Origin of the sequence: Candidatus Pelagibacter sp. HIMB1321, from assembly GCF_900177485.1 — a bacterium.
In the GTDB taxonomy this organism is placed as follows: Bacteria; Pseudomonadota; Alphaproteobacteria; order Pelagibacterales; family Pelagibacteraceae; genus Pelagibacter.
Map to the genome: position 1 here is coordinate 881,269 of NZ_LT840186.1, position 15,890 is coordinate 897,158.

General features: G+C 29.4%; 14 protein-coding genes and 1 tRNA gene. 6 read left to right on the forward strand and 9 right to left on the reverse strand.

What is annotated here, in order from left to right; all coding sequences use genetic code 11:
- Window positions 1-6: 6 nt before the first annotated feature.
- Genes ppdK through B9N70_RS04810 form a run of 4 tightly spaced genes read right to left on the reverse strand, consistent with a single transcriptional unit; the run spans window position 7 to window position 6,412 of the window.
- Window positions 7-2,667: a pyruvate, phosphate dikinase gene (gene ppdK / locus B9N70_RS04795; RefSeq protein ID WP_085114669.1), complete on the reverse strand. Its 2,661-nt coding sequence runs from the start codon at window positions 2,665-2,667 to the stop codon at window positions 7-9.
- Window positions 2,660-4,732, reverse strand: coding sequence for a glycine--tRNA ligase subunit beta (gene glyS, locus B9N70_RS04800; RefSeq protein WP_085114670.1), 2,073 nt, complete (start codon window positions 4,730-4,732; stop codon window positions 2,660-2,662). The genes ppdK and glyS overlap by 8 nt, the downstream gene beginning before the upstream one ends.
- Window positions 4,733-4,737: 5 nt before the next feature.
- Complete coding sequence (locus B9N70_RS04805) at window positions 4,738-5,616, reverse strand: glycine--tRNA ligase subunit alpha (RefSeq protein WP_085115131.1); 879 nt, start codon at window positions 5,614-5,616, stop codon at window positions 4,738-4,740.
- Window positions 5,606-6,412 carry a S49 family peptidase gene (locus B9N70_RS04810; protein WP_085114671.1) on the reverse strand — a complete coding sequence of 269 codons (807 nt, stop codon included), beginning with the start codon at window positions 6,410-6,412 and terminating at the stop codon, window positions 5,606-5,608. Before B9N70_RS04810 ends, B9N70_RS04805 begins: the two co-directional genes overlap by 11 nt.
- 111 nt (window positions 6,413-6,523) lie before the next feature.
- On the opposite strand from B9N70_RS04810, the gene B9N70_RS04815 reads away from it, so the two are divergent.
- A complete protein-coding gene (locus B9N70_RS04815; protein WP_085115132.1) occupies window positions 6,524-7,537 on the forward strand; it encodes a polyprenyl synthetase family protein in 1,014 nt (337 codons plus the stop codon).
- Here B9N70_RS04815 and pdxH read toward each other — a convergent pair.
- Window positions 7,534-8,160, reverse strand: a complete 627-nt coding sequence (pdxH, locus tag B9N70_RS04820) for a pyridoxamine 5'-phosphate oxidase (protein WP_085114672.1) — start codon at window positions 8,158-8,160, stop codon at window positions 7,534-7,536. The two genes, B9N70_RS04815 and pdxH, sit on opposite strands and share 4 nt — an antisense overlap.
- Window positions 8,161-8,193: 33 nt before the next feature.
- On the opposite strand from pdxH, the gene aroC reads away from it, so the two are divergent.
- Entirely contained in the window at window positions 8,194-9,276 is a 1,083-nt protein-coding gene (gene aroC, locus B9N70_RS04825) for a chorismate synthase (RefSeq protein ID WP_085114673.1), read from the forward strand.
- Window positions 9,277-9,279: 3 nt separating this feature from the next.
- On the opposite strand, the gene dxs is transcribed toward aroC, so the two are convergent.
- Genes dxs through B9N70_RS04840 form a run of 3 tightly spaced genes read right to left on the reverse strand, consistent with a single transcriptional unit; the run spans window position 9,280 to window position 12,297 of the window.
- Window positions 9,280-11,190 (reverse strand): 1-deoxy-D-xylulose-5-phosphate synthase, encoded by a 1,911-nt coding sequence (gene dxs, locus B9N70_RS04830; RefSeq protein WP_085114674.1) that lies wholly within the window; start codon window positions 11,188-11,190, stop codon window positions 9,280-9,282.
- Window positions 11,190-12,062 carry a polyprenyl synthetase family protein gene (locus tag B9N70_RS04835; RefSeq protein ID WP_085114675.1) on the reverse strand — a complete coding sequence of 291 codons (873 nt, stop codon included), beginning with the start codon at window positions 12,060-12,062 and terminating at the stop codon, window positions 11,190-11,192. The genes dxs and B9N70_RS04835 overlap by 1 nt, the downstream gene beginning before the upstream one ends.
- The gene (locus tag B9N70_RS04840) at window positions 12,052-12,297 is read right to left on the reverse strand and encodes a hypothetical protein (RefSeq protein ID WP_085114676.1); all 246 of its coding nucleotides are present in this window, start codon (window positions 12,295-12,297) and stop codon (window positions 12,052-12,054) included. Before B9N70_RS04840 ends, B9N70_RS04835 begins: the two co-directional genes overlap by 11 nt.
- Before the next feature lie 20 nt (window positions 12,298-12,317).
- Between B9N70_RS04840 and B9N70_RS04845 the strand changes: the two genes are divergently transcribed.
- The 3 genes from B9N70_RS04845 to B9N70_RS04855 are packed head-to-tail and all read left to right on the forward strand — an operon-like array spanning window position 12,318 to window position 14,761.
- Window positions 12,318-13,256: an L-threonylcarbamoyladenylate synthase gene (locus tag B9N70_RS04845; RefSeq protein WP_085114677.1), complete on the forward strand. Its 939-nt coding sequence runs from the start codon at window positions 12,318-12,320 to the stop codon at window positions 13,254-13,256.
- Window positions 13,249-13,980 (forward strand): ABC transporter ATP-binding protein, encoded by a 732-nt coding sequence (locus B9N70_RS04850; protein WP_085114678.1) that lies wholly within the window; start codon window positions 13,249-13,251, stop codon window positions 13,978-13,980. Before B9N70_RS04845 ends, B9N70_RS04850 begins: the two co-directional genes overlap by 8 nt.
- Window positions 13,970-14,761 (forward strand): ABC transporter permease, encoded by a 792-nt coding sequence (locus B9N70_RS04855; RefSeq protein WP_085114679.1) that lies wholly within the window; start codon window positions 13,970-13,972, stop codon window positions 14,759-14,761. Before B9N70_RS04850 ends, B9N70_RS04855 begins: the two co-directional genes overlap by 11 nt.
- Window position 14,762: 1 nt before the next feature.
- On the opposite strand, the gene B9N70_RS04860 is transcribed toward B9N70_RS04855, so the two are convergent.
- A tRNA-Arg gene (locus B9N70_RS04860) sits at window positions 14,763-14,839 on the reverse strand.
- A 23-nt stretch (window positions 14,840-14,862) separates the two neighbouring features.
- On the opposite strand from B9N70_RS04860, the gene B9N70_RS04865 reads away from it, so the two are divergent.
- Window positions 14,863-15,843, forward strand: coding sequence for an RluA family pseudouridine synthase (locus B9N70_RS04865; RefSeq protein ID WP_085114680.1), 981 nt, complete (start codon window positions 14,863-14,865; stop codon window positions 15,841-15,843).
- Window positions 15,844-15,890 lie beyond the last annotated feature (47 nt).

Below are 15,890 nucleotides of genomic sequence, written 5' to 3' on the forward strand. Positions count from 1 at the left end.
TCTTTTTTATTTTTTTAAAATCTCAGCTTGGGCTGCTGCTAATCTTGCAATTGGTACTCTGTATGGAGAGCATGAAACATAATTTAAACCAACTCTAGAGCAAAAAGCTATACTTTTAGGATCACCTCCATGCTCGCCACATATACCTAATTTAATTTTTTTATTTTGCTTCTTGCCTTTTAAAACTGCAATCTCAATCAAATCTTCAACACCTTCGTCAATTGAAACAAATGGATCAATATCAAAAATTTTATTATCAATGTAATCATTTAAAAATTTACCACTATCATCTCTACTTATTCCAAATGTGGTTTGAGTTAAATCATTAGTTCCAAAGCTAAAAAACTCAGCATGTTTTGCGATATCTTTCGCTTTAACTGCTGCTCTTGGAAGCTCAATCATAGTTCCAACCATAAAATCAATTTTTACTTTGTTTTCCTCTTGAACAGTTTTTGCAATTTTATTGACTAATTCTTTCATGATCTTAATTTCAACTTCTGTAGAAACTAAGGGAATCATAATTTCAGGAAAAGCTGATTTTACTTTATTCTTTTTCAATTCAACTAAAGCCTCAAAAATTGCTCTACATTGCATTTCATATATTTCAGGGTAAGAAATGCCCAATCTACAACCTCTATGACCAAGCATAGGATTTTGCTCATGTAATTCAGATATTCTTGATTTAACTTCCTTTAAGTCTACTCCGACCACATTTGCCACTTCTTGAATTTCTTTGTCTGAATGAGGCAAAAACTCATGTAATGGCGGATCTAATAATCTTACAGTTACAGGCAATCCATCCATTATTTTAAAAATCTCTACAAAGTCTTTTTTCTGATGTGGTAATAATTTTGCTAATGCTTTTGCCCTGTCCTCTTTTGATTTTGATAAAATCATCTCTCTTACGGATAAAATTCTTTCCTCATCAAAAAACATATGTTCTGTTCTGCATAAACCAATTCCCTCTGCACCAAAATCTCTTGCTGTTTTTGTATCAATAGGAGTTTCTGAATTTGTTCTTACTTTTAATTTTCTAGTATCATCTGCCCAGCTCATTAATTTTGAAAAATCACCAGAAATTTCAGGTTTAACTGTTGGAACCTTTCCAAGGATTATCCTTCCTGTAGAACCGTCAATTGTAATAATATCACCCTCTTTAACTTCAAGCTCAGAAGTTTTGAAAATTTTACTTTCATAATTAATATCAATTTCACTTGATCCAGAAACACAAGGTCTACCCATACCTCTTGCAACGACAGCCGCATGACTTGTCATACCTCCCCTTGCAGTTAAAATACCTTTTGCAGCATGCATTCCCTGAATATCTTCAGGAGAAGTTTCTACTCTAACCAATATAGTATCCTGCATCATATCGTTTAATTTTTCAGCCTCTTCTGAAGTAAAAACTACTTTGCCACTTGCAGCCCCTGGTGATGCTGGAAGACCATTTGCTATTACATTTATTTCGCTTTTTTCATCTAATGTTGGATGTAACAAAGTATCTAAAGAACTTGGATCTATTCTCAGAATAGCCTGTTTTTTAGAAATTAATTTTTCTTTAACCATATCAACAGCTATTTTTACTGCTGACTTAGAAGTTCTTTTTCCTGACCTAGTTTGCAAAATCCAAAGTTTATTGTTTTCAACAGTAAACTCAACATCCTGCATATCTTTGTAATGAGTTTCCAGCTTAATCAAAATTTTTTCTAATTGTTTATAGACTTTAGGCATAGACTCTTCCATGGATGGATCTTTTACATTTGCATCTTTGCGAGCCTTTTTAGTAATATATTGTGGCGTTCTAGTACCAGCTACAACATCTTCACCTTGGGCATTAATCAAATATTCTCCGTAAATATCATTGGAACCATCTGAGGGATTTCTTGTAAACACTACTCCAGTTGCACAATCGTTTCCCATATTTCCAAAAACCATTGATTGAACATTAACGGCAGTACCCCATTCAGAAGGTATTTGATTTAATTTTCTATAGATTTTTGCCCTATTGCTTTCCCATGATAAAAATACCGCACTAATTGCACCTAAAAGTTGATCATATACATTTTGAGGAAAGTCTTTTTGAGTTTTTTCTTTAACAACTTTTTTAAAATCACTAATTAATCCATCCCAATCACTCTCATCTAATTCAGTATCTAAAAGAACACCTTTAGTTAATTTATAATTTTCAATTAACTCTTCAAAATGATGACTTTCCACACCTAATACAACATTCCCATACATTTGAATAAATCGTCTATAACTATCTTTTGCAAACCTTCCATTTAAAGTTTTATTGGATAAGGCCTTTACAGTTTCATCGTTAAGTCCTAGATTTAATATTGTATCCATCATACCTGGCATTGAAACTCTTGCTCCAGATCTAACAGAAAGCAACAAAGGATTTTTTAGATCTCCAAATTTTTTTTTTACTACTTTTTCAATTACCTTAAGCTCAGATTTGATTTGATTAATGATTTTAGAATTGAGTTTTTTTTTATTTTTATAAAATAAATCACAAACATTTGTCGAAATTGTAAAACCTGGAGGTACAGGAAATCCCATTCTTCCCATCTCTGATAAATTTGCACCTTTTCCACCTAAAATATTTTTAGGATTTTTAATCTTTTTAACCTCTTTAGAGCTAAAATTAAAAATAAACTTATTCATTGGCATCTTTGATCAATTGAAAATCTATAAAATTCTCGTAGGTTTTACAGAAGAAACTTAATAGTTCCAATCTATTTTTTTTGATAATTTCACTTTCATCATTTACTTTTACATTATCAAAGAAATCAAAAATCTCTTTTTTTGCTGACGCAAGAGAGCTTAGTATCTCATCAAAATTTTGTTTATTTTCAACCATGGCAAAATGTTGTTTTAATTCATTAGTTTTTTTAAATAAGGCCTTTTCATATTCATTATTAAAAATTCCAGGATCAGTTGTATTGGTAAGATTTTCACCAGCTTTTTTTGTTTCTGAATTAATAATATTAAAAGCTCTTCTATAAGAAGACACGACATCCATACCAAGGGGTTTTTCGATTATTTTATTAAGACTTTTTGCTTTCTCATAAGTTGTAGAAATTTTGTTCAAATCTAAAATTTTAACTGCAGCATCAACAATGTCTGGTCTAAAATTTTTATCTTTCAAATAATATTTAAATCTATCTTTTAAAAAAAATGAAATGTCTTTAATTATGTTGTTATTTGAAAATTTAAAATCTTGATCTAAATAAATATTTAGAGAATAAGAAATAATATCATTAATTTTGATATCTTTTTTATTCTCAATAATCATCCTAATAATACCATACGCAACTCTTCTTAAAGCGTAAGGGTCTTTTGAACTTGAAGGTTTTTCGTTTATCCCAAAGAAACCTACTAGAGTGTCAATTCTATCTGATAGAGAAAGAGTAATACTATAAGGCTTTTTTGAAACATTTGAATGAGGGCCTGTAGGTAAATATTGTTCCTTAACAGCTTCAGAAATTTCTTTGTCAAACCCTTGAAAATGGGAAATATGACCACCCATAATTCCTTGCAACTCTGGAAATTCACTAACAATTTCTGAGATTAAATCCGTTTTACAAATTGTTGCTGAAAGTTCGACTTTCTCTTTACTAATTAGCAGTTCATCAGAAATCATAGCTGCTAATTTTCGCATTCTTTGAACCTTGTCAAAATATGTGCCAAGACCCTTGAAAAAATTCATATTCTTAAGTCCAGAAACTTTTTTCACTAAATTTTGAGATTTATCTTTATTCCAAAAAAATTCAGCATCCTCTAGTCTTGCCTTAACAACTCTCTCGTTCCCTATCTTAATCAAACCTTTGTTATCTTTTTTATTTGCAACAACTATAAACTCATTAGTAATTTCCTTTTTTTTAGTAAAAAGGGGAAAATATTTTTGATGCGATTGCATTGTTAAAACTAATATCTCTTGAGGTATTGTTAAAAACTTTTTATCAAATGAACATTCTATAATATGTGGTTGATCTACAAGGTTGTTGACTTCATCTAATAATTTCTCATTTTCATCAATAATTAAATTCTTTTTTTTTAAAATTTTTTCTATTTCGTTTCTGATATGATCTTTTCTTTTATCTTGATCTATAATTGTGCCAGTTTGTTCTAGAGATTTTTGATAAATATTAAAATCATTAAAAGTTTTTTTTCTCTCCTCAAAATCTTTATCTAAAAATGTGTAATTTGAAGATTTTAAATGGCCTATTGAAAAATTTATTACTTTTTTATCAAATACACACAATATTGATTTTAATGGCCTGCCCCAATTTAAGTTGTAGCTTCCCCATTTCATTGATTTTTTCCACTTAAATTCAATTAAAATTTTTGGAAGACGTTGTTTGATTAAATCTAGGGTTTTTAATTTAGCTTCCTTGGTTTTGTAAAAATAAAATTCACCTTTGTCATTTTTCTTTTTAAAAACTTGTTTTTTGGAGATTTTTTGAGATTTTAAAAAACCTTCTAAAGCTTGAGGTGGAGATGTTGTGCTTGGACCTTTTATTTCTTCAGATTTAATTTTAACTTCTCTATCCAGATTTTGAAAAACAACAACAAGTCTGTTTGGTGTTGATAATGAGAAATATTTTTTAAATTTAATTGATTTTTCCTCAAAAACTTTTTTAATATCTAAAATCAATTTTTCTCTTATATCTTTTTGAAGTGAAACTGGAATTTCTTCACTAAATAACTCTAAAAATAATTCAGACATTTTAATTAATTTTTTTGTGTTTCAATCCAAACTTCAGCAACTAATTTAACAATATTTCTTATTCTGCTAATGTAATCTGCTCTCTCAGCTACACTGATTGCTCCTCTTGCATCCAAAATATTAAAAACATGACTAGCTTTTAAACAATGATCGTAAGCTGGAAGAGAAATATTTTTTTCAGCTAATGACCGAGCTTCAAACTCGTGCATATCAAAATTTTTAAATAAATTTTCAATATTCGCAAACTCAAAATTATATTTTGAAAATTCCATTTCAGACTGATGAAAGACATCTTTATATTTCACACCCTTCTCATTCCAGTCTAAATCATAAACATTTTGTTGTTGTTGAGTGAACATGCATATTCTCTCTAAACCATAAGTAATTTCTACAGAAACTGGATTGCAATCTATGCCTGCCATTTGTTGAAAGTATGTAAATTGAGTTATTTCCATACCATCACACCAAACTTCCCAGCCTAAACCAGCTGCACCAAGAGTTGGACTCTCCCAATCATCTTCGACAAATCTAATATCGTGTAATGAATGATCTATACCTATCTTGGATAAACTTTTTAAGTACAGATTTTTTATATTATCAATTGATGGTTTTATTATTACTTGGAATTGATAATAATGCTGTAATCGATTTGGATTATCTCCATAACGACCATCTGTTGGTCTTCTTGAAGGCTGCACGTAAGCTGCCTTCCATGGTTTTGACCCTAAAGATCTTAAAGTTGTTGCTGGATGAAAAGTGCCAGCGCCTACCTCTAGATCATAAGGCTGTAAAATTGTACATCCTTCCTTACTCCAAAATTTCTGTAAATTAAATATTGTCTCTTGAAATGAATTATTATTTAATTTTTTTTTCTTAGAGACCATATTTTTGCCAAATGGATCTTTCATCAAAAATATTTGCTAATTGATCAAGTTTATCATTTGATGATGATAATTTGTTACTCAACCAGCTTTTAGGTTTTTCGAATTTTTTAATAACAACATCTTCACCATATTTTTCTTTTAAAATTTGAATAGCATCGCCAATTCCATCTATCAAACCTAATTCTTTAGCTTTTTTACCTGACCAAAATTCTCCAGAAAATAATTCAATATCTTTTTTTTTAAGTTTTGAACCTCTACTATTCTCAACAACATTTATAAAGTCTTCATGTAAATCAAGCTGAATTCTTTTTAACCGTTCAACATCTTCACTTTTCTCATCCAAAAAAGGATCTAAAGTACTTTTATTTTTTCCAGCAGTGTGAACACGCCTTTCTATTCCAACTTTTTTAATTAACTCTGTAAAACCAAATGAAGAATAAATAACTCCAATAGAACCAATGATTGAACTGGAATTGGCATAAATCTCATCTCCAGCACAAGAAATCAAATATCCACCTGAGGCAGCAACATCTTCAGCAAAAAATATTACTTTTTTTTTATGTTTTTTTGCTTGATTTCTTATGAAATTATAAATCATATGAGATTGTACTGGCGAACCACCCGGAGAATTAATTGAAATTGCAACACAAATTGATTTTTTTAATGAAAAAGCTTTTTTTATTAATTCTTCCTGACCAGAAAAATCTATTCCTTGTTTAAACTTTCCAGCATTTCCAATAACACCATTAAGCTTAATGTGTGAAACAATTCTTTTTTTTTTAAAAAACGATAGCATTTTTGATCTTTATAGAATTTTTAAAAGTTAATTAAAGACTACTTATAATTGAAGATTAGGGTGCGTCAATTGATAAGTAATAATATTATTTTTATAAACTAATTTATGCCTATGGGTTCAGTCATTAAACTTCAAAATAAAATTAATAATACTTATTTTGAGCTAAAAAATTCTGTAGATGAAAAACTTGTTTTGGTTGAAGAAAAAATTAAATCAAAACTTTCTAGTGATGTCGATTTAGCAAATAAAATGACTAATTATCATATTGATACAGGTGGAAAAAGATTAAGAGCTCTTTTGACATTAGGAGCAGCAAAACTATGTGGGTACACGAAAGGTTCTCGTGATATTAATCTGGCTGCATGTGTTGAGTTAATTCATGGTGCAACTTTAATGCATGATGATGTTATTGATAACGGTGAGGTAAGAAGAGGCAAAAAAACTTTAAATAAAATTTGGAACAATCATTCATCTATTTTAGTGGGAGACTATCTTCTTAGCAGATGTTTTGAAATGATGGTTGAAGATGGAAATATTGAAATTTTAAAATTACTTTCAGCAACGTCATCTACTATAGCTCAAGGAGAAATACTTCAATTACAGCATAAAGGTGAAATTGATATGCTTGAAGAAACTTATCTTAAAATAATTTCTGCAAAAACAGCTGAATTGTTTTCAGCTGCAACAAAGGTTGGTGCGATCTTAGCTGAAGTGGGTACAAAAGAAAAAGAGGCTTTGGAATTTTATGGTAGAAATCTTGGTCTAACATTTCAAATTGCAGATGATACTCTAGATTATAATTCTGATTTAAAGATGTTTGGAAAAGAAATCGGTCAAGATTTTTATGAGGGAAAAGTAACATTGCCTATTATACTTCTTTTTCAAAAAATTAATGAGACAGAAAAAGAATTAATTAATAATATTTTTTTTAAGACAAAAAGAGAAAAAAATGATTTAGAATATGTTTTAAAATTAATCAAAAAATATAGTGTAATCAATGAATGTTATAAAAAGGCTCAACACTATATTGAGTTAGCATCAAGCTCTTTATCAATTTTTAAAAATAGCGAACAAAAAGAAATATTAAACAACTTAACTTCTTTTAGTTTAGCAAGAAATTTTTAAGGACTTAGTAAAACTTTTTTCCACTTACCATTATGATCTAAAATAAATTTTAGTCTTTCATGAATTCTATTATCACCATCTAACCAAAACTCTAAACTATCTGGTTTCAAATTCCATCCAGACCAATGATCAGGTCTGGGCACCTTATCTTTATCATTAAATTTTTCTTTAAATTCATGGATAGAATTAACAAGTTGTTGTCTATTAGTTAAAACAGAACTTTGTTTAGAAGCCCAAGCTCCAATCCTACTTTCATAAGCTCTAGAATTATAATATTCGTCAGCAACAGAATTTTCTACCTGACTTACTTTTCCATTTATTCTGACTTGCCTAAATAGTGATTTCCAATGAAAACACATTGAGACAAAAGGATTTTCTTTTATCTCATTCCCCTTCTGACTATTAAGATTTGTGTAAAATACAAAACCATTTTTGCTGAAATCTTTTAATAAAACCATTCTCACAGATGGGACACCATTCTTAGATGATGTGGCTAATGCCAAAGCGTTTGGATCGTTAATTTCTTTTTTTTTTGCCTCTTGATACCATTTTTCAAATAAATCAAATGGTCCATCAGTCTCTAAAAAACATCTATCCAAACCCAATGAGTTTTTTTCATTCATAATTTTAACAAAATAACTTATACAATATAAATAATGTCATTTAATACATTTGGAAAGCTATTTCGTTTCACAACATGGGGAGAGTCTCATGGACCAGCAATAGGTTGCATAGTGGATGGCTGTCCTCCATTAATAAATTTAAAACAAGAAGATATTCAAAAGGAACTTAATAAAAGAAAACCAGGACAATCTAAATTTACTACTCAAAGAAAAGAAAGTGATAAGGTGGAGATACTTTCGGGTGTATTTGAAGGAAAGACCACAGGAACCCCTATCTCATTAATTATATACAATGAAGACATGAGATCAAAAGATTATGGTAATATAAAAGATAAATTTAGACCAGGTCACGCGGATTATACATACTTTAAAAAGTATGGAATTAGAGACTACAGGGGTGGAGGAAGATCTTCAGCAAGAGAAACCGCTGCAAGAGTTGCGGCTGGAGCTATAGCTAAAAAAGTTCTAGAAAGTGAAATTGGAAAAAAATTTAAAATAACCGGTGCTGTAACTCAGTTAGGTATTTTAGGTTGTGATACTAAAAAATGGGATGAAAAAATAATTGGTAAAAACCCATTCTTTTGTCCTGATAAATCAATGATCAAGTTATGGGAAAAATACTTATTAGGTATAAGAAAATCAGGCTCATCCTGTGGAGCTGTCATTGAAGTAAGAGCAAAAGGTATACCTGCTGGCCTAGGGGCTCCTATATATTCTAAACTAGACTCAGATATTGCCTCTGCAATGATGAGTATAAATGCTGTAAAGGGAGTTAATATTGGTTCAGGAATGAATTCAGCTCAATTAACAGGAGAAAATAATTCTGATGAAATTTTTTCAAAAAATAAAAAAATTAATTTCAAATCAAATAATGCTGGTGGAATTTTAGGGGGTATTTCTTCAGGGCAAGAAATAATTGTGTCATTTGCAGTAAAACCAACATCTTCAATCCTAACTACAAAAAAGACTATAAATAAATTTGGGAAAAATACCATTATTTCTGTTAGAGGTAGACACGACCCATGTGTTGGTATTAGAGCTGTGCCGGTCGGAGAGGCAATGATGTCTTGTGTTTTACTAGATCACTATTTAATGAATAAAGCACAGTGTAGTTAAATTTTATCTCTGTTTTTTTAAAATAATATTCGAGTTTATTAAATCTAAAATTTTATCTTCAATAGATTTTGCATCTAGTCCAGCAGAGTTATACATATTTTCAGGTGTATCTTGATCTATAAAAGTATCTGGCAAAGTCATTGATCTAAATTTTAAATTAGAGTCTAATAGGCTTTTTTTTGATAAAAAATCAACTACGTGTGAACCAAAACCTCCGATAGAACCTTCTTCAATAGTTAAAATAGATTCATGAGTTGTCGCTAATTGCCAAATTAAATTTTCATCTAAAGGTTTTGCAAATCTAGCATCGACGATTGTTATATTAATCCCTTTTTTCTTTAAATTTTCAGATGCTTTGAAAGTTTCATTAAGCCTAGCTCCAAAATTTAATACAGCCAATTTTTTTCCTTCCTGAACTACTTTCCCTTTTCCAATTTCAATTGTTTCATTTATTAATGGTAGCTCAACACCTAAACCCGTACCTCTTGGAAATCTAAATGCACTAGGTTTATCATTTATATTTATAGATGTATTTATCATTTTCACCAGTTCAGCCTCATTGCTTGCAGCCATCACAACAAAATTTGGAAGCGTAGATAGGTAAGTTGTGTCAAAAGAACCTGCATGTGTTGGACCATCTGCGCCAACTAAACCAGCTCTGTCTATTGCAAAACGTACTGGTAAGCTTTGTATTGCTACATCATGAACAACTTGATCATACGCTCTTTGTAAAAATGTTGAGTAAATAGCAGCATAAGGTTTATAATTTTCTGTAGCTAACCCTGCTGCAAAAGTAACTGCATGCTGTTCTGCAATACCTACATCAAATGTTCTATCTGGAAATTCTTTTGCAAAGTCTGTCAAGCCAGTTCCGTCAGGCATAGCTGCAGTTATAGCAACAATCTTGCTATCATTTTTTGCATGTTGAATTAAAGTATTTGAAAAAACTTTAGTATATGAAGGTTGTTTGCTTTTTGATTTATATTGTTCACCGGTTTTTACGTTAAATTTTGAAACTCCATGATAATGATCTTTTGCTTTTTCTGCATATGAATAACCTTTACCTTTTTTTGTTTTAATATGAATTAATATAGGTCCTTGATATTTTGAGTCTCTGACATTTTTTAATATCGGGATTAAACTTTCCATATCGTGACCATCGATTGGTCCAATATAGTAAAAACCAAGCGAGTTGAATAAAGTTCCACCAGAAATAGCAGATCTAAACAAATCTTCTGCTTTTCCAGCTTTTGCACTAAATCTTTTAGAGAAAGATGAAATTATCATCTTGATAGTTTCTCTAAAACTGAAATATATCTTTCCTGAAAAAATTTTTGCAAGGTAAGTTCCCATTGCACCTGCGGGTCTTGCAATAGACATATCATTATCATTTAAAATGACGATCATCTTTGTTTTAGATGCCCCAGCATTATTCATAGCCTCATAAGCCATCCCTCCACTTATTGCACCATCACCTATTACAGCAACTACATTATCTTTCTTATTTGACAATCTATTAGCTTCTGCAATTCCCAAGGCTGACGATATAGAAGTTGAGCTATGTGCTGCACCAAATGGGTCGTATTCACTTTCAGATCTTTTTGTAAATCCAGAAATACCTCCACCTTGACGTAAGGTTCTTATTTTATTTTTTCTACCAGTAATTATTTTATGTGGATAACACTGATGCCCAACATCCCAAATTATTTTATCTTTAGGAGTATTAAATACATAATGAAGTGCAACTGTAAGCTCCACAACTCCTAAACTTGCCCCAAGGTGTCCACCAGTCTCTGAAACAGCACTAATAGTTTCATCTCTAAGTTCGTCAGCAACTTTTTGTAAATCAGATTCAGATACTTTTTTTAAATCTAAGGGAAAATTGATTTGATCTAAAAATTTATATGTTCTCATTACTTATCTCTTGTTGCAATATAATTTAAAGTGCTAATAAGATTTTTAGATTTGGATCCAAAGTAACTCAATTTTTTATTTAACACCTTTATTAAATTGTCTTTGTACTTAACAGTATTTTCATAACCAAGTAAACTGATAAGGGTCGCCTTTCCCTTCTTTTCATCTTTTTTGGTTTTTTTTCCAGCTACAGATGCTTGACCTTTGTAATCTATTAAATCATCAACAATCTGAAATAACAAGCCAATTTCAGAGCCGATTTGATCAAATTTTTTAACTAATTTGTTATTTTTTTTTTTAATTAATAGCGGTGCCATACAGCAAAAACTAAATAACTTTCCAGTTTTTTTTATCTCCATTTGTAAAATATTTTTTTTTGAAACTTTTTTATGTTCATAACTCAAATCTAAGTACTGACCACCTGCAATACCAAGGTGACCAGAGCATTCAGAAATTTTTTTAACCAGATTAATCTTTATTGAGTTATCTAGTTTAAGTAAATCACTTGTTAAAATCTCATATGATAAAGTCAAAAGTGAATTACCGGCTAGTACTGCAGTTGACTCTCCATATTTTACATGAACCGTAGGTTTGCCTCTTCTTAATTTATCGTCATCCATACAAGGCAAATCATCATGAATTAATGAGTAAGAATGAATGGACTCAACAGCTGACCCAACAATTATAAGTTTTTTATATTCAGAATCAAAAATTTTTCCCACATCCACCAAAATTTTTGATCTTATTTTTTTCCCACCTGAAAACAAACCGTAGCTCATAGGGTTTAATAATGGGGATTTTTTTTGTGTCTTAAAAAATTTTTTTAAAAAAAAATCTGTATCAGTTGCTATTCTTTTAAGATTATTTTGCATTATTTTTTTTTGAAATCTCTATTATTTTTTCTTTTGTTTTAAGGTTAATATTTTTTGACGAATTATGAAATTTTTTTTCTATTAAATTATTCAATTTAATTAGATTTTGATAAGTCTCGGTTTCAGTCTCAATATTTTCACATTTTTCTAAATAATCAATAATTCTATTTGCTTCGTTAGTTAATTCTTCAAGACTCATGTTTTGATAATAAATTTGTTTATTTTCTTCTTTCATATATTAATTTCTGATATTACATGAAAAACAATCTTTCAAATATTAAAAAAGCAAAAAACATCCTTGATAATCAAGACTGCGTGGCAATACCAACTGAGACTGTGTATGGTTTAGCAGCTAATGCTTACTCTAATAAAGGTGTAAAAAAAATTTTTAAATTAAAAAAAAGACCACAAAATAATCCATTGATAGTTCATTATCATAGTATTAATGATTTGACGAAAGACTGTGAAATTAATTCAGATTTCTTAAAACTATTTAAAAAATTTAGTCCAGGCCCCATCACATATGTTTTAAATTTGAAAAAAACTTCAAAAATATCTAATAATGTTACTAACAAGAAAAATACCCTGGCTGTAAGATTTCCTAAACACACTTTAACTAGAAAACTACTTAAATTACTGAAATATCCACTTGCAGCTCCAAGTGCAAATATATCAACTAAAGTTAGTTCAGTTTGTTATCAAGATGTTAAAGAAGACTTTGGTAATAAAATAAAGTTTATTTTGGATGGCGGCAGATCAAAAGTTGGTGTTGAATCAACTATTATTTCACTGGTAAATAAACCAAAAATATTGAGGCTTGGAGGTTTGAAAGTTTTAGATATTGAAAATTGTTTAAATAAGAAACTAAGCTTAAAGTTAAATTCAAAAAAAATATTTTCGCCTGGTCAAATGAAGCTGCATTATTCACCTGGAATTCCTATTAAACTAAATGTTAAAAAACCAAATAAAAATGAAGCATATTTATCATTAAAGAAAAAAAAAGAACCTAAAGATTTCTATTATTATCTCTCAAAAAAAGGTGATTTAAACGAGGCAGCAAAAAATTTGTACACAACACTTAGAAAGATAAAAAAGGATAATTTTAAATCACTAGCTGTTGAAAAAATAAAAAACCATGGCTTAGGAAAAACTATTAATGATCGCTTGTTAAGAGCCTCAAAATTCGATGGATAATAATCTTCAAATAGACTCTTTAAGCAAGATTTACAATGGAGTAGAAGCGGTAAAGAGTATTTCATTTACAATAAAAAGAAATGAAATCATTGGACTACTAGGACCTAATGGTTGTGGAAAAACAACAACAATTGGTATGATTTTAGGTTTATTAAAACCCTCTGGTGGTAAAGTTTTAATTGATAATCAAGATATTGAAAAAAATAGAGTTGATATCTTAAAAAAAATTAATTTCATATCTCCATATATTGAGCTTCCTAAAAAACTCACGGTAAAACAAAATTTATTTGTTTATGGAAAACTATATAATGTTGAAAATCTTGATAATAAAATAGACTATTTAACTGAAAAGCTTAGGTTAAATGAAATTTTAAACTGTATTACTGGTGAGTTATCTTCAGGTCAAAAAAATAGAGTTAGTTTAGCAAAGGCTATTATTAATGATCCAATTTTACTGCTTCTAGACGAACCAACAGCATCATTAGATCCTGAAACTGGAGACTTTGTTAGAGAGTTTTTGGAGGATTTTCAAAAAGAAAGGAAGAATTCTATTTTACTGGCATCACATAATATGAGTGAAGTAGAAAGATTGTGTACATCTGTGATGATGATGAAAAATGGTTCAATTATTGACTCTGGAAAACCTGAAGAATTAATTTTAAAACATGGTCGCAAAAATTTAGAGGAAGTATTTTTAAAACTTACTAGAAAAAATGAATTTTAATAGAATGTATGGTCTTTTTTTAAGACACTTTTATCTGATTAGAAGCTCCTTTCCAAGGATTCTTGATTTAATTTATTGGCCCTCAATACAAATAATTTTATGGGGATTTATTTCTAAATTTTTTACTGCTTATAGTGACTATTATAATAATACTGTTGGTATAATTCTAACTTGTGCAATTTTGTATGATTTTTTATTTAGATCAAGCATCAGTTTTAACATGCTTTTTTTAGAGGAAATTTGGAGTAGAAATTTCACCAACCTCTTTATTTCTCCTTTAAAAATTAAGGAAATTATTATTTCATTAATATTTACATCTTTAGTTAGAACATTAATTGGTCTTATTCCTGCAATCATTCTAACTTCACCATTATTTGGTATTTCAATTTTAAAATTAGGATTGCCTCTGCTATTTTTATTTTTAAGTCTATATATCTTTGGCATCACGCTTGGATTGTTAGTAAGTGCTGGACTGTTAAGGTTCGGACCATCATTTGAAAATATTGCCTGGTCATCTCTTTTTCTATTAGCTCCATTAGGTTGTATCTATTATCCAATTGAAATTTTGCCAAATTTTTTTCAACTTTTAGCTAAAGGATTACCGTTAGTTTATATTTTTGATGAGGCTCGAAATATTTTGATAAATGGGTCTGTAGATTTTAAAAATATATTCAATGCATATTTTTTAAATTTATTTTATCTTATTTTAAGTATCATTATATTTTATATTTCATTTAATAAAGCTAGAGAAAAAGGTACTTTAATTAATATGGGAGAGTAAATGGCGCGCCTGCTAGGAGTCGAACCCAGAACCTCCTGATCCGAAGTCAGGCGCTCTATCCAGTTGAGCTACAAGCGCATATAATATTAATATAGTATTTTATGGAAAAAAAAATAAGTTTAATTGTATGTGAAGGGGATCAAAACACCAGAGTTGATACTTTTATCAATAAGTACAACAAAGAAATTAGCAGAACTAGAATAAAAAATTTAATCTTAGATCAGAATTTAAAGATTAATAACAAAATTATTAAAGATCCATCTAAAAAATTAATGCTTAATGATAAAATTTCTATTCAAATTCCAGAACCTAAAAAAACTTCTTTAAAACCTTTTAAATATAATCTTAATATTGTTTATGAAGATGATGATCTTATAGTAATAAATAAACCAGCTGGTATTGTAATGCATCCTGGAGCTGGTAACTATGATAATACAATAGTAAACGCTTTAATCAATTATGATAAAGAGTTATCAACTAGTATTGGAGATGAGCTTAGACCTGGAATTGTTCACAGAATTGATAAAAATACTTCTGGCTTAGTAGTCATTGCAAAAAATAACTTTACACATGAAAATTTATCCAATCAATTTGATAAACATTCAATTTTAAGATCATATCAATTACTCATTTGGGGAAAGCTAAGACCAAGCACGGGTAGAATTGAAACATTTATTACTAGAAGTTCAAAAAATCGACAAATGATGGAAACAAGCCTTACGAAAGGAAAAAAAGCAATTACAAATTACAAAACATTAGAAATTTTTGAAAATAAAAACACACCCACTTTAACTTTTTTAGAATGTAAATTGGAAACAGGTAGAACACATCAAATTCGGGTTCACATGAATTATTTAGGCAATAGTATAGTTGGGGATGATAAGTATAAAAAAAAGTTCAAGAAAATTAAAAATATTGATGAAGAACTAAACAATCTTCTTTTAGGACTAGACAGACAATTCTTGCATGCAAAAACATTAGGTTTTTATCACCCAAAAAAAAATGAAGAGATGGTTTTTACCTCAAATTTGCCACATGAGCTTGATATAGTTATAAAAAAGCTGAGAAAACTAAATAACTAAATTATTGAAATAACTAAATAATTAATTACATAGAATGACAATGAGTG

What these genes read in the sequence shown, in the direction of transcription:
- B9N70_RS04810 (WP_085114671.1), bottom strand. Translation starts at nt 6,412, where the DNA reads ATGCTATCGTTTTTTAAAAAAAAAAGAATTGTTTCACACATTAAGCTT.
- dxs (WP_085114674.1), bottom strand. Translation starts at nt 11,190, where the DNA reads ATGAGAACATATAAATTTTTAGATCAAATCAATTTTCCCTTAGATTTA.
- B9N70_RS04845 (WP_085114677.1), top strand. Translation starts at nt 12,318, where the DNA reads ATGAAAAACAATCTTTCAAATATTAAAAAAGCAAAAAACATCCTTGAT.
- B9N70_RS04815 (WP_085115132.1), top strand. Translation starts at nt 6,524, where the DNA reads ATGGGTTCAGTCATTAAACTTCAAAATAAAATTAATAATACTTATTTT.
- ppdK (WP_085114669.1), bottom strand. Translation starts at nt 2,667, where the DNA reads ATGAATAAGTTTATTTTTAATTTTAGCTCTAAAGAGGTTAAAAAGATT.
- aroC (WP_085114673.1), top strand. Translation starts at nt 8,194, where the DNA reads ATGTCATTTAATACATTTGGAAAGCTATTTCGTTTCACAACATGGGGA.
- B9N70_RS04850 (WP_085114678.1), top strand. Translation starts at nt 13,249, where the DNA reads ATGGATAATAATCTTCAAATAGACTCTTTAAGCAAGATTTACAATGGA.
- glyS (WP_085114670.1), bottom strand. Translation starts at nt 4,732, where the DNA reads ATGTCTGAATTATTTTTAGAGTTATTTAGTGAAGAAATTCCAGTTTCA.
- B9N70_RS04855 (WP_085114679.1), top strand. Translation starts at nt 13,970, where the DNA reads ATGAATTTTAATAGAATGTATGGTCTTTTTTTAAGACACTTTTATCTG.
- B9N70_RS04865 (WP_085114680.1), top strand. Translation starts at nt 14,863, where the DNA reads ATGGAAAAAAAAATAAGTTTAATTGTATGTGAAGGGGATCAAAACACC.
- B9N70_RS04840 (WP_085114676.1), bottom strand. Translation starts at nt 12,297, where the DNA reads ATGAAAGAAGAAAATAAACAAATTTATTATCAAAACATGAGTCTTGAA.
- B9N70_RS04835 (WP_085114675.1), bottom strand. Translation starts at nt 12,062, where the DNA reads ATGCAAAATAATCTTAAAAGAATAGCAACTGATACAGATTTTTTTTTA.
- pdxH (WP_085114672.1), bottom strand. Translation starts at nt 8,160, where the DNA reads ATGAATGAAAAAAACTCATTGGGTTTGGATAGATGTTTTTTAGAGACT.
- B9N70_RS04805 (WP_085115131.1), bottom strand. Translation starts at nt 5,616, where the DNA reads ATGGTCTCTAAGAAAAAAAAATTAAATAATAATTCATTTCAAGAGACA.